This is a genomic window from Nostoc sp. XA010, assembly GCF_020829625.1.
Taxonomy (GTDB): domain Bacteria; phylum Cyanobacteriota; class Cyanobacteriia; order Cyanobacteriales; family Nostocaceae; genus Nostoc.
The window spans coordinates 231,276-244,710 of record NZ_JAIVFX010000005.1 but is presented as its reverse complement, the minus strand read 5'-3'; the positions used below and the strand labels follow the sequence as shown (position 1 = coordinate 244,710).

Below are 13,435 nucleotides of genomic sequence, written 5' to 3'. Positions count from 1 at the left end.
TTCTTGGCCATTTGCTTCTAGCTTTGGGCATAGAACATAGCCTATAGGAAACAAATAAGCCCTATAACCCAATTCTTATGCATGAAAACAGCAGCAGTGACCATCCATCCTTAGCATAGGTAGTTCTGCCACTTTTCATTGAAGTCTCCCTTGACCGTTTCAATATGATACGCTACCGTAGCGTATATATACAAAATTTAATTTTAGCTTTGGCGTAAGTGTCCCAAATATTATTTATCTAACAATGACTACCAATATTAAAAATTCTAGTTTTGACGAATTTGGTTATGTCCACGGGCCATTGAAGTGGGCGATCGCTCTTACGGCTTCCCTTGGTGCTATCTTAGAAGTGATTGATACCAGTATTGTTAACGTTGCCCTGACTGACATACAAGCCAGCCTTGGTGCAACTGTTAGCGAAGTAGGCTGGGTGGTAACTGGATATGCGATCGCAAATGTTGTCTTAATTCCCTTATCTGCATGGTTGGGAGATTACTTTGGACGCAAAACCTACTTCATATTCTCGTTGATTGGCTTTACTCTTGCCTCGGTTTTATGCGGGTTGGCATTTAATTTACCGATGCTAGTTTTTTCTCGAATACTTCAAGGTTTATGTGGTGGCGGATTGCTAGCTAAAGCCCAAGCGATTTTGTTCGAGACTTTTCCACCTGCTGAACAGGGTTTAGCGCAGGCAGTTTTTGGAGTAGGTGTAATTGCTGGGCCAGCTATCGGCCCAACTTTAGGGGGATTCCTGGTAGATGGTTTGGGCTGGCGGTGGATTTTCTTTGTTAATATTCCCTTCGGGATCATTGCAGTGGCGATGTCCTTTGCATTTTTGCCCAAAGACAAAGACAAAAACGAGACACAAAGCCAAGCCGTCGATTGGTTGGGGATTGGGTTTTTGGTCATTGCTATTGGCTGTATGCAAACTTTGTTAGAAGAAGGAGAGACAGACGACTGGTTTTCCTCGGGTTTCATCACCACGTTAGCGATCGCTAGTATTATCGGCTTAGGGTCATTTATTTGGCGAGAACTGAAAACAGATCACCCTGCTGTAGATTTGAAAGTTTTACGTCACCGCTCATTAGCTGCGGGAAGCGTTCTCTCAGCAGTTGTGGGCATGGGGCTTTATGGCACACTCTTTGCTGTGCCAATATTTGCTCAGAGTGTGCTGCACTTTACGGCAACGCAGACAGGACTATTATTAGCACCTGGGGCTTTAGCGTCTGCGATCGTTATGGTTTTATTAGGCAAACTCTCTAGTAAAATTGATGCCCGATTTTTAATTGCAATGGGCGCTGTCGGATCATCTGGAGTCATGTTTCAACTAGCAGCAATTACCCCACAAACCGGCACAGATGATTTATTTTGGCCATTGGTATGGCGTGGGGGTTTTACTGTGTTGATGTTTCTCCCTTTGAGTTTGGCAGTTTTAGGCCCACTACCCAAACAAGATGTTTCTGCTGGTTCTGGTTTCTACAACCTCACCCGACAACTGGGTGGTAGCATCGGCATTGCCTTGCTCACCACTCTGCTTGACCGACGACACGCTTTCCATCGGGACATTTTGTTAGCAAAACTTAGTCCTTATGACCCAGAAACCAATCAGCGCCTCGATGCACTCAACGGGGCACTCCAAAGCCAAGGCATAGATGCGGCAACCGCTCAACAACAAGCACTAGCTTTAATTAGTCAAATACTAGATACCCAAGCTGCTGTTTTATCTTACGCAGATTGCTTTCGAGTCGTAGGGATAGGGTTCCTTTGCTCATTACCTTTGTTATTATTCCTGGGTAAAGGCGGTGCAGGAGCGAAAGCGCCAATCGGTCACTAGTACCGCAAGGCGGAAGTCAGCCCCTACGGGGAAGTCAAAAGTCAAAAATAAAATTAAAAGCCCCACTCAGTTTTGAGCAGGGTTATGTGAAGTTTTATTGCTAAAATTAGAAATGTTTATTTTAAAAAAAGTTCATTATTGTAATAACGCTAACGCTGGTCAACATCATTAAAGCGCCCATGATTATAGATTCACCTAAGCGATTGGGGGATTTTGAAGTGTTCATTTAAGTAAAATCCTTTTTATTAATTGTTCCTTAACCATATCAAAATCAGTATAAGTATCTATAAGAGCATTGTAAAACTTAAATTACCGTAAACTTTCTTAGTAATTACTTAATTTATACTTAAATATTTTTACTGAGAATGTGTTATTCTCCTAGTTTCTCCAATACCGTTGGGTTAAGGAATTTCTTGGTTGAGGCAGACAGGGGGCAGTTCGGGAAGAGAACCTGTTCTTGAGAGAAAAATTACTCAACAATAACCCTCTTTCTTCAAGAGACTCCCCTGCCTCCCCTGCCGAACCGTATTAATCATTTCCCCACTACCCATTCTCCAGTTCCACAATGTAGTAATTTCCGAACAGAATAATTACCTTATCTCCGGGCGGAATACGTGCCTTTGTGGGGTAAAATAAATCTTAGTCAAGGTAAAAATATTTGAACAGAAGATTATCATGACAGTATCCACGGCATCTAGAAACCAAGCGATCGCTTTTGACTTAGAAAAATTAAATGAGCAATTTGAAACTGCCACTCCCAAAGAAATACTGGCATGGTCTATAGAGAATATCCCAACGGGACTGGTGCAAACAAGCGCCTTTAACGTGGATGACATGATAATTACCCATATTCTTTACAGTGAACTGAAGCATCCCGTTCCTGTGATCTTTCTCGACACCTTGCACCACTTCCCTGAAAGCCTAGAATTAGTAGCCAAAGCCATACAAATCTACAACCTGGATCTGCAAACTTTCAAAACTCCAGATGTAGACACCCGCGAAGCCTTTGAAGCCAAATACGGCGACAAACTTTGGGACAAGGATATTGCCCAATTCCATCACATTACAAAAATTGAACCATTGCTACGGGGTCTAGACGAACTCAACAGCGTCGCTTGGATAACCGGACGCCGCCGTGACCAAGCAGTAACCCGTGCGAATATGCCCATATTTGAATTAGATAATAAAGGTCGGCTGAAAGTAAATCCCATAGCTACCTGGACACGTAAAGACAGCTGGGTTTACGTGGCTGAACATGGAGTCATCTACAACCCTCTACACGACAAAGGTTATCCCAGCATAGGTGATGAACCCATCACCACCAAAGTCGGCGAAGGCGAAGACGAACGCGCCGGACGCTGGCGGGGAAGTGATAAAACAGAATGCGGAATTCATATTTAGTTGTTATGTATTAGTCATTAGTCATTAATATGTTAGACAAATGACTAATGACTAAGGACAAATATGATTAAAATCCTCCATCTCTCCGACATCCACATGGGAAGCGGCTTCTCTCACGGACGAATTAATCCCACAACTGGATTAAATACACGATTGGAGGATTTTGTCAATACTTTGTCTATATGTATTGATCGAGCGCTGACAGATGCTGTTGATATGGTGATATTTGGTGGCGATGCTTTTCCAGATGCTACACCGCCGCCTTACGTACAACAAGCTTTTGCCAGCCAGTTTCGCCGTCTCATGGATGCCAATATTCCGACAGTGCTGTTGGTAGGCAACCACGACCAACACTCCCAAGGACAGGGAGGCGCGAGTTTAAATATTTACCGCACTTTGGGAGTGCCAGGATTTGTTGTCGGTGACACATTAACCACTCACTGCATCGAAACTCGCAATGGCAAAGTGCAAGTAATCACCCTTCCTTGGCTCACCCGTTCAACTCTGATGACTCGCCAAGAGACTGAAGGTTCGTCTTTGGCGGAAGTCAACCAACTCTTAACGGAACGTCTGCGAGTTGTTATGGAAGGGGAAATTCGCCGTCTTGACCCCGATGTGCCAACTATCCTTTTGGCTCACTTGATGTCTGACAATGCTACCTTGGGCGCAGAGCGCTTTTTGGCAGTAGGTAAAGGCTTTACTCTGCCCTTATCTTTGCTAACGCGACCTTGTTTTGATTATGTAGCGTTGGGACATGTCCACCGCCACCAAAATCTGAATAAATCCAACAACCCACCGGTGATTTATCCAGGGAGCATTGAGCGGGTAGATTTTAGTGAAGAAAAAGAAGACAAAGGCTATGTGATGATAGAACTTGAGCGAGGGAAGGCTGAATGGGAATTTTGTCCCTTAACAGTTCGGACTTTCCGCACCATTGAGGTGGATGTCTCAAAAGCAGATGATCCGCAAGCGTTGTTAATGAAAGCGATCGCTAAGTATGATATTCAAGATGCTGTAGTGCGGCTAATTTACAAACTCCGCTCCGAACAGATGGATTTAATTGACAGTTCTTCTCTACATACTGCTTTAAGTCTCGCTCACACCTACACCATTCAAGCAGAATTATTGAGTCAATTAGCTCGCCCCCGGATTCCTGAATTGACTGCAAGTAGCAGCATCGACCCAATGGAAGCCTTGAAAACTTACTTGAACAACCGCGAAGACCTCAAAGACATAGCAACATCAATGATGGATGCAGCACATAAGTTGCTAGCAGATGATGTAGAAGTTTGGCTGGAAGCAGCAACTAATGAATAGGATGTCTGCCAATTATATATTCATGTTTTAAGGGTAGCGATCGCTTGATTATATTTTCTCACTGTAGGGGCGATCGCTCTTTCAATAATGAGAGAATTTGACACTCTCCGGGCTGAAGCCACGGAGATTCTTGGTTCAACGAGTCCACTTAGATTAAACCCCTTGCGGTATCTAACCCAGAGGTGGTTCTCTCCCCAAGCGTTGACTTTCCGAGTGCCCCTCGGTAGTTGGATTGCTCCAAGAATTTGTTTTGAATTAATTCTGTGTTGCCTAGTCCCCATGAAGATTTTACCTATTCCTGGGCAGGAACTAGAACTATGGAATAGAACCCCATATCTTCAATTGTCAAGGTACAGATTGCCGCTAGGCAGTTAGGTTTTTATACAGGTTAATTACCGTTCCTGTTGAAAACATTTTACCACTATGAGCATCTTTTAAGATGCAACTAGCTTTCATCCCCGTCTTGAAAGCGCGGGGTTTTCAGCATTTTCTTTATAATATAACTTCAGGGAAGTTGATGATGAAGCGAGAATTTAATGTAATTATTGAACGAGATGCAGACGGCTACTTTGTTGCTTCCGTCCCAAATCTTCCTGGTTGTCATACGCAAGCCAAAACTTTAGATGAGTTAATAGAGCGTATTAGAGAAGCGATTGAACTTTGTTTAGAATTTGAGGAAGAACAGCAAGATTTACTGGACTTTGTTGGTATTCAGCGAGTCGCAGTTGATATATGAGTCAATTCCCAAGCGTCACAGGAAGGGAAGTTATTGCAGCCCTTAGCAAAGTCGATTTTGAAGTGGCTAGGGTACGTGGTGGTCATCATATTATGATACACAGTGATGGGCGCAGGACAGTAGTTCCTGTACATTCAGGTGAAACAATTGGTCGTGGTTTACTGGCACAAATATTACGCGATTGCCAAATAACTCGTGAAGAATTTAGGGAATTGTTGTGAGTATTAATAGCTATTTGTGATCAGCGATCGCCTGCTTATATATTCTCACAAAATGTGCGATCGCTGCATCTCAAGACAAATTTTTTAGAAGGATTTAACAAAGGCAATGCCAAACCTACCAGCGCTTGCCTGACTTTACAATATTTTAGGATAGGTATTTTCTAGATAACATGAAAAGTCAACTACTAAATGGGGTTCTTTGAGAAGATGCTAAAACCCTTTGATGGATTGTCCGATATCGGTTAGGATAATCCATCAATTAGAGAAAAAACTTAAAGTACGCTTAATCGCGCTGCAACACGAAAATCACCCAAATATAAATTTGGACAGACTTTATAGGAGTTTGCTACTCTACTATCAATTGTTGTTTTTCTTCTAGCCAGAGGAAATTTTGGACTTAGTATATTAAAGTTATTGAGCCTTGAATAAGCTATTTTTTACACGTAAATCTTTTCATTTTATGGCTTTTGTCCTACCGCTAATGAGCTGGTGGGGATACAAAGAAGTACAAAACCAAATTGTACAGCCGCAAGCAGTTGTAGTGTTGGGTGGTTCAACGAGACGTTTAGAGCGAGAGAAGTTTACGGCCGACTTTGTTCGCCAGCATCCAAATATACCAATTTGGATTACTGGGGGTAGTCCAGCTAGATTCACCCAACGAGTTTTTAGCAAAGCTGGTGTTGATCCCAAACGTTTACACTTGGACTATGAAGCCGTAGATACTGTTACTAATTTTACTACCTTGGTAGATGATTTGCAAGCTCGTGACATCAAGAGCGTTTATTTGATTACTTCAGATTTCCACATGCGCCGGGCTTGTGTTATCGGCGAAATTATTTTGGGTAGTCGAGGTATTTATTTAAAACCAGTGCCAGTTCCTTCAGAAAAACCACCTGAATCTATTGAAAAATCTATTCGCGATGGAGCTAGAGCGATACTTTGGATAACTACTGGTTACACTGGTGTGGATACAGTTAAAAATAAACGGTAAATCAAACCAATTTTGGATTTTGGATTTTGGAATTGAAAATCTTCAGATTCAGAAGGTTTATCGATTGGAAACGATACAAACTATTCCAATTTTGTATCATTTATGAGAATTTGTCTGATCTTGACCTAAGCAAATATAGGTAAATTAAGAGAACTAATGCCAATAAGATTGACATTAACTCAGTAATAATAGACACTATCATTGTCCAATTGCCACAAACTAGCGCAACACCAACTCTCAAAGAACACAATATAAAAACCAATTAACAATTTTTGCTCATTTAGCTCCCTGGTAAATAATTTGCGTCCATCAAAGTTTCGAGCGGCGGTTTGCTTGGGTAGCTCAAATTTATCTGTGTAGTTCAGGAAAAAAACGCCCCAACATATCTCACAATTTGATACCCTAGCTTAAACAGATTTAAGAAAAATTAAAGCGTGGAAATTCAACTTGGGCGGGGAAAAACAGCTCGCAGAGCTTACGGAATAGATGAAATTGCTCTAGTCCCTGGTAACAGAACACTAGACCCCAGTTTGGCAGATACTAAGTGGCGTATTGGTAATATTGAGCGAGAAATCCCGATAATTGCTAGTGCGATGGATGGTGTAGTAGATGTTCGTATGGCTGTACGTTTGTCACAGTTAGGAGCATTAGGTGTCCTCAATTTAGAGGGTATTCACACTCGCTATACTGACCCAGAGCCAATATTAGATCGGATTGCCTCTGTGGGGAAAGATGAATTTGTTGCCCTGATGCAAGAACTCTATGCCGAACCAATAAAGCCAGAATTAATTGAACAACGGATTCAGGAAATTAAACAACAAGGTGGCATTGCGGCGGTAAGTGCGACTCCAGCCGGTGCAAGTAAATACGGTGAGGCAGTAGCCAAAGCTGGGGCAGATTTATTTTTTGTACAGGCTACAGTAGTTTCTACTGCACATCTATCACCAGAGTCTGTAGTACCACTTGATTTAGCAGAATTTTGCCGTTCCATGCCCATTCCCGTGGTGTTGGGGAATTGTGTGACTTACGAAGTCACTTTGAATTTGTTGAAAGCTGGGGCGGCTGGCGTACTGGTGGGAATTGGACCTGGTGCCGCTTGTACGTCCCGTGGGGTGTTGGGTGTGGGTGTACCACAGGCAACTGCGATCGCAGATTGTGCAGCAGCACGAGATGATTACTACAAGGAAACTGGCAACTATATTCCCATTATTGCTGATGGTGGTTTAATCACCGGTGGCGACATTTGTAAATGCATCGCCTGCGGTGCCGATGGTGTGATGATCGGTTCTCCCTTTGCTAGAGCCGCAGAAGCCCCAGGACGAGGTTATCATTGGGGCATGGCTACTCCCAGCCCAGTGTTGCCCCGTGGCACCCGGATTCGCGTTGCCACCACCGGTAGCCTAGAGCAAATACTCGTTGGCCCAGCAGGGCTAGATGATGGCACTCACAATCTTTTAGGAGCCTTAAAGACCAGCATGGGCACTTTAGGAGCCAAAAATATTAAAGAAATGCAACAAGTGGAAGTTGTGATTGCGCCTTCCCTGTTAACCGAGGGTAAAGTTTACCAAAAAGCTCAACAATTAGGTATGGGGAAATAAGGGAATAGGGAGATGAGGAAGAAGCAGGGGGCAGGGTGCAGGGGGAGATGAAGCAGTTCTTGCTGGCGGCAACGGGTAGAATAAAAAATTACCTCTTTCTCTTTCCCCTCTGCTCCCAGCTAAGATCCCCTCTGCCTCCTTCCACTCCCCACTCCCCAATTCTTCAATAAATTTTTCCAGCCCCCTAAACAATTGCTGGAAAAATTCGATATGTCGCCTACAATAGAGATAGCGGAGACGAATGTTTCCGTTCACTCCTCACACCACACTCCGCCCGGACTACTGTTCGGGCGGTTCCTTATGTTTATAAATAAATTCTAGAGCTTCTTTGCAAATGTACATCGTCGGACTTCTAAGCTGAGGTTTTTGCTATGGTAGAATTTTCACCAAGTTCAGATATTATTGACGAAGGTTTTAGGCATGTCAACAGCCGCGCAAGTTACCGATTCTAGTTTCAAGCAAGAAGTACTCGACAGCGAGGTACCCGTTTTAGTTGACTTTTGGGCACCCTGGTGCGGACCATGCCGTATGGTAGCTCCTGTTGTCGATGAAATCTCCGAACAGTACAAAGGTCAAATTAAGGTCGTCAAAGTCAACACGGATGAAAATCCTCAAGTTGCTAGTCAGTACGGCATCCGCAGTATTCCCACATTAATGATTTTTAAAGATGGACAGAAAGTGGATATGGTAGTCGGCGCTGTGCCTAAAACTACATTAGCTTCCACTCTCGAAAAGTATCTTTGAAACTCAATTGGCAATAAACTCCTCTTGAGTTATCCATCTTGTTCTAACTTTAGGTTAATTTTTATAAACAAGTTTGAGAGGCGCGAATTCCTCGTCTCTCAAACTTATTTACATTTGTATACAGTTTCAGAATATTTTTAGGAGTTTTCTAGCTCAAAAACAACTCCCTAATTCCCGTACTACCAATTTCCACGGCTAGCGCCGCTAACAAAAAACCCAAAAGTTGAGTCACAATCACTCCACCTTCTGCACCAATCCACTGGTCAATGAGATTTGCTAAACGCAAAATTAACCAAGTGACAAACATCGCTCCTAAGATACCCACCGCCACAGCAATATGCGGACTCTGTGATTTCGACATCAATAGCATCACCGTCGTCAAAGTCCCCGGCCCAGCTAGCAGTGGTAAAGCTAATGGAGTAATTGCGACATCGCGTCCTTCTTCAATAATCGGCTGATCTAATTCTCCCCGCAGCATTTGCAAAGCAATTAACAGCAACAATAGTCCTCCTGCTACTCGCAAAGAGCCGATACTGATTTCCAAGTAATTTAAAATTATTTGCCCTGCAAAGGCAAATAGCAAAAGAACTACGATCGCAATGACAATTGCTTTATCTATGACTTTGTTTCTTTGGTCTGGCATCATGCCCTTAGTCAAAACTAAAACAATCGGTATATTGCCCACAGCATCCGCCAAGACAAACACAGCGATAAATGTTTGAATGAGAATAGAAATATCCACAGTAGACAGTTTTTATCAAGGTTTGATCACAACCTAATCTTTATCTTGCTCAGTTTGCTATGACCCAGAGGAAGATTAAGATCAGCATAAAACAAGTCTCGTAAAGAAAATCTTGGCTGAGGCATTTCTAATTAAGTTCCACAGATGTTGAAGTAACGATATATTTTGATAATCGCTTTTCCATAAATCAACTGTTCGTTGTTGAATCTATGAAGTCTTATTTAGCCGCCGCTATTCAATTGACCAGTGTGCCCGATTTACAAAAAAATTTGGCACAGGCAGAAGAATTAATAGAGCTTGCCGTGCGTCAAGGTGCTGAATTGGTAGGTTTGCCAGAAAACTTTTCCTATATGGGAGAAGAAAAAGATAAACTCGCGCAAGGTGATGCGATCGCTCTTGAAAGTGAAAAGTTTCTGAAAAAAATGGCTCAACGCTTTCAAATTACGATCTTGGGCGGCAGCTTTCCAGTTCCGGTAGACAATACAGGCAAAGTTTATAACACCACTCTACTCATTGACCCAAACGGTCAAGAACTTTCTCGCTACTACAAAGTACACCTATTTGATGTTGATGTCCCCGACGGCAACACCTATCGAGAATCCAGCACGGTTGTGGCTGGCACGCAACTACCACCTGTCCATGTTTCAGAAAAGCTTGGTAATTTAGGACTTTCCATTTGTTATGATGTCCGCTTCCCTGAACTGTACCGTCATCTGGCAGATAAGGGAGCTGATGTTATCTTTATTCCCGCGGCCTTTACCGCCTTTACTGGCAAAGACCATTGGCAAGTACTACTACAAGCCAGAGCCATCGAAAATACCGCCTACGTCATTGCTCCTGCCCAAACAGGCAATAACTACGCCCGCCGTCTAACCCACGGCCACGCCGTTATTATCGACCCTTGGGGCGTAATTTTAGCCGATGCCGGGGAAAAACCGGGAATTGCGATCGCAGAAATCAAGCCCACTAGGCTCGAACAAGTCCGTCGTCAAATGCCATCTTTACAACATCGGGTGTTCTAGGGAGTGGGGGCACGGAGAGCAATACCGCCCTTATGAATATAGGGCTTCTCGAATGGAAGCAATATACTTTGACCTCACTTCCAAACCTCTCTCCTAAAAGGCTATGCGTTACCCACATCTTTCTTTACAATCTTGAAACCCTGGTTTTATAACTATTTTCAAAACTGAGGGGTTAGGCATACTTGACAAATTTGCGTTTAATACTTTTGCTAAAACTGCGTTTTTATTGAGAATCAATAACGAACGAATAGGGTTATAAAAACCTGAGTGAATGCTTTCGCAAATCTTAAGAAAGATCCGGGTAATGGATAGCCTAAAAGGAGAGAGGCTTTGAATTTTGCTCCCCTTCCCTTGCAGGGAAGGGGCTGGGGGTTAGGTCTATATTCCATGCAATTGAGAACTGCTACAAAAAAAAACCGGGTGTTTACCCGGTTTCTGACAACATTAAAATTATTAGTTTTTTAGGAGCATAGTCTTGCTATGCTCCTATTTATTTGTTGTCAAAATTAAACTTTAGCAGCTGCCTTGGTAACAACGTTGAGTTCACCTTTAGCATACTTAGCAGCAAAATCTTCCAAGGAAATTTGCTTAATCTTGCTTGCGTTGCCAGCTGTGCCAAATTGCTGATAGCGTTCAGCACAAACCTTCTGCATGTATGTAATAGAAGGCTTGAGGAAGTGACGGGGGTCAAATTCCTCTGGTTTCTTAGCCAAAGCTTCACGTACAGCAGCAGTAATAGCCAAACGGTTGTCGGTGTCGATGTTTACTTTACGTACACCGCTCTTGATCCCTTTTTGGATTTCTTCTACAGGTACACCGTAGGTTTCAGGAATTGCACCACCATACTGGTTAATCAGTGCAAGCAAATCTTCAGGTACAGAAGAAGAACCGTGCATTACCAAGTGGGTGTTAGGCAGACGGCGGTGAATTTCTTCAATGCGGCTGATTGCCAAAATTTCCCCAGTCGGCTTGCGGGTAAACTTGTAAGCACCGTGGCTTGTGCCAATGGCAACAGCCAAAGCATCTACTTGGGTTGCTTCTACGAAGTCAACAGCTTCATCGGGGTCGGTTAACAGTTGAGAGTGGTCAAGTGTACCTTCAAAGCCGTGACCATCTTCAGCTTCACCAGCACCAGTTTCTAGAGAACCCAAACAACCGAGTTCACCTTCAACACTTACACCCAAAGCATGAGCTACATTTACAACTTCGCGGGTAACATTAACGTTGTACTCGAAGCTAGCGGGGGTCTTAGCATCAGCTTCTAAAGAACCATCCATCATCACGCTGGTGAAGTTGTTCTTCATTGCTGAGTAGCAAGTAGAAGGAGCATTACCATGATCTTGGTGCATGACAATGGGAATCTGAGGATAGGTTTCTACGGCTGCCAAAATCAGGTGGCGGAGAAAGTTTTCTCCTGCATAATTACGAGCGCCGCGTGAAGCTTGCAAAATTACAGGGCTATCTGTCTCGACAGCAGCCTTCATTATCGCCTGAATCTGCTCCAAATTGTTAACGTTGAAAGCTGGGATGCCGTAACCGTTTTCAGCTGCGTGATCCAACAGCAGCCGCAGTGGTACAAGCGCCATAGATAGTCCTCCTAATGTGGTTGTCAGCTAGTCGGTCTGAGAAAAGCGTATTTATTACGCTAAATCTTAAGAGTTTTTTCAACTTATAGGAAATTATAACTAGTGTCGTGTGTCTATGTTGAAAAAGTTTACGCCTTCGTTATTATAAATGTGTTCTATACTTGCCCTCTACAGCTGTAGTATGCCCTATACTTGCTCTGTATTGTTGTACATTTAGTTACCCTACATTTAGTAGCTCTGGTAGCCCATTATCCAAAATGGTCATCTCAAAGCGATCGCACTCCTAACTATTTTGACATTACCAGCGATCGCATCAGGCAAAAGGCTCTAGTATCTGAACAAATGCTGCGTGTTCAGGAGATTGCAAGCCTGTTTGTAAAACTGTTAACACAGACTGCATATTCCCCGCTAATAACTCTGCAACCTCTAACCACAACCCTGGAAAAATTTGACTTCGCAAAATACCATTACTATCAGTAGCCAACTCTAGATATTCACCCTGTTCCAAATAGAACCAGGTCAATTTCTGATCAAGTACTTGCCAGACGATATATTCTTTGACTCCATTACGACGATAGGCTTGTTTTTTAGCATGGAGGTCGATGGCGACACTACTAGCAGCAATTTCAACAATTAACTCTGGTGCGCCTTCAATATAATCATCGTCACTCAGCCTTGCTTGACCACCCGCTTCTAGGCTGATCAGAAGTACAGCATCTGGTTGGGGTTCGTTATCTAAATCTAAGCGCACGGTGGGTTCTACTCCCAAAGCTACACCAGGTGTAGGGACTTCGTAAGTACCGAGCCATGTAAGAATCCAACCATGCGGTTGACCATGACTTTTAAAACGCAAAGCAGCAGGCATGATGTAGACAATTCCCTCAATCAATTCGGCTTTTTTCAAGTTAGGCATAGCGTTATAGCGACGCTCAAATTCATAAAGGCTGAGTTTGTCGCCATTTTCCAGAAGGGGAATTGTCCAATGCTGTGGAAGTGTTTTTACCATGACAATGGTGTTTGGGATTAGTCTATGCCTATCCTACCGAATTGCAGAAATTTCTTGGATGCTGCGATCGCCTTCTTTTAATCTAATAATATTATGTTAATTTTATGGGTCGCCCGGGGCTCGAACCCGGAACAAATCGGTTAAAAGCCGAGTACTCTACCATTGAGTTAGCGACCCTTTCGCTGCATTTCGCAACTTTGCAATCATAGCATAGACATCTGTAGATTTGTAAAGTGG

13 protein-coding genes and 1 tRNA gene are annotated in these 13,435 nt (G+C 43.2%); 9 read left to right on the top strand and 5 right to left on the bottom strand.

The genetic code is table 11. From position 1 onward, the window contains the following. Nucleotides 1–244 precede the first annotated feature (244 nt). From LC608_RS10330 to sbcD, 3 genes are all read left to right on the top strand, one after another. Nucleotides 245–1,834 carry a DHA2 family efflux MFS transporter permease subunit gene (locus LC608_RS10330; RefSeq protein WP_229553445.1) on the top strand — a complete coding sequence of 530 codons (1,590 nt, stop codon included), beginning with the start codon at nucleotides 245–247 and terminating at the stop codon, nucleotides 1,832–1,834. A gap of 675 nt (nucleotides 1,835–2,509) precedes the next feature. Next, complete coding sequence (gene cysH / locus LC608_RS10325; protein WP_229553444.1) at nucleotides 2,510–3,235, top strand: phosphoadenosine phosphosulfate reductase; 726 nt, start codon at nucleotides 2,510–2,512, stop codon at nucleotides 3,233–3,235. Nucleotides 3,236–3,298: 63 nt separating this feature from the next. Further along, nucleotides 3,299–4,552 carry an exonuclease subunit SbcD gene (gene sbcD, locus LC608_RS10320; protein ID WP_229553443.1) on the top strand — a complete coding sequence of 418 codons (1,254 nt, stop codon included), beginning with the start codon at nucleotides 3,299–3,301 and terminating at the stop codon, nucleotides 4,550–4,552. A 20-nt stretch (nucleotides 4,553–4,572) separates the two neighbouring features. Here the strand turns inward: sbcD and LC608_RS10315 are convergent, their stop codons facing one another. Continuing rightward, entirely contained in the window at nucleotides 4,573–4,833 is a 261-nt protein-coding gene (locus LC608_RS10315; RefSeq protein WP_229553442.1) for a hypothetical protein, read from the bottom strand. 158 nt (nucleotides 4,834–4,991) lie between these two features. On the opposite strand from LC608_RS10315, the gene LC608_RS10310 reads away from it, so the two are divergent. The 5 genes from LC608_RS10310 to trxA all read left to right on the top strand — a co-directional run bounded on the left by LC608_RS10310 (nucleotide 4,992) and on the right by trxA (nucleotide 8,842). After that, nucleotides 4,992–5,288, top strand: a complete 297-nt coding sequence (locus LC608_RS10310; protein ID WP_229553441.1) for a type II toxin-antitoxin system HicB family antitoxin — start codon at nucleotides 4,992–4,994, stop codon at nucleotides 5,286–5,288. Then, the gene (locus LC608_RS10305) at nucleotides 5,285–5,509 is read left to right on the top strand and encodes a type II toxin-antitoxin system HicA family toxin (RefSeq protein ID WP_229553440.1); all 225 of its coding nucleotides are present in this window, start codon (nucleotides 5,285–5,287) and stop codon (nucleotides 5,507–5,509) included. The genes LC608_RS10310 and LC608_RS10305 overlap by 4 nt, the downstream gene beginning before the upstream one ends. 460 nt (nucleotides 5,510–5,969) lie before the next feature. Then, on the top strand, nucleotides 5,970–6,500 hold the full coding sequence (locus tag LC608_RS10300; RefSeq protein ID WP_229553439.1) for a YdcF family protein: 531 nt from the start codon (nucleotides 5,970–5,972) through the stop codon (nucleotides 6,498–6,500). 434 nt (nucleotides 6,501–6,934) lie between these two features. Beyond that, a complete protein-coding gene (locus LC608_RS10295; protein ID WP_229553438.1) occupies nucleotides 6,935–8,098 on the top strand; it encodes a GuaB3 family IMP dehydrogenase-related protein in 1,164 nt (387 codons plus the stop codon). Nucleotides 8,099–8,518: 420 nt separating this feature from the next. Next, nucleotides 8,519–8,842, top strand: coding sequence for a thioredoxin (gene trxA / locus LC608_RS10290; protein WP_229553437.1), 324 nt, complete (start codon nucleotides 8,519–8,521; stop codon nucleotides 8,840–8,842). Nucleotides 8,843–8,990: 148 nt separating this feature from the next. On the opposite strand, the gene LC608_RS10285 is transcribed toward trxA, so the two are convergent. Then, nucleotides 8,991–9,584, bottom strand: coding sequence for a MarC family protein (locus LC608_RS10285; RefSeq protein WP_229553436.1), 594 nt, complete (start codon nucleotides 9,582–9,584; stop codon nucleotides 8,991–8,993). A gap of 209 nt (nucleotides 9,585–9,793) precedes the next feature. Here LC608_RS10285 and LC608_RS10280 point away from each other — a divergent pair, with 209 nt between their 5' ends. Then, nucleotides 9,794–10,606, top strand: a complete 813-nt coding sequence (locus tag LC608_RS10280; RefSeq protein ID WP_229553435.1) for a carbon-nitrogen hydrolase family protein — start codon at nucleotides 9,794–9,796, stop codon at nucleotides 10,604–10,606. Between the two features lie 506 nt (nucleotides 10,607–11,112). On the opposite strand, the gene fba is transcribed toward LC608_RS10280, so the two are convergent. The 3 genes from fba to LC608_RS10265 form a co-directional block, all read right to left on the bottom strand. After that, nucleotides 11,113–12,192, bottom strand: coding sequence for a class II fructose-bisphosphate aldolase (fba, locus tag LC608_RS10275; RefSeq protein ID WP_094333634.1), 1,080 nt, complete (start codon nucleotides 12,190–12,192; stop codon nucleotides 11,113–11,115). A 313-nt stretch (nucleotides 12,193–12,505) separates the two neighbouring features. Continuing rightward, nucleotides 12,506–13,198 carry a Uma2 family endonuclease gene (locus LC608_RS10270; RefSeq protein ID WP_229553434.1) on the bottom strand — a complete coding sequence of 231 codons (693 nt, stop codon included), beginning with the start codon at nucleotides 13,196–13,198 and terminating at the stop codon, nucleotides 12,506–12,508. Between the two features lie 105 nt (nucleotides 13,199–13,303). Further along, nucleotides 13,304–13,375: transfer RNA gene (locus LC608_RS10265), tRNA-Lys, on the bottom strand. Nucleotides 13,376–13,435: the final 60 nt, after the last annotated feature.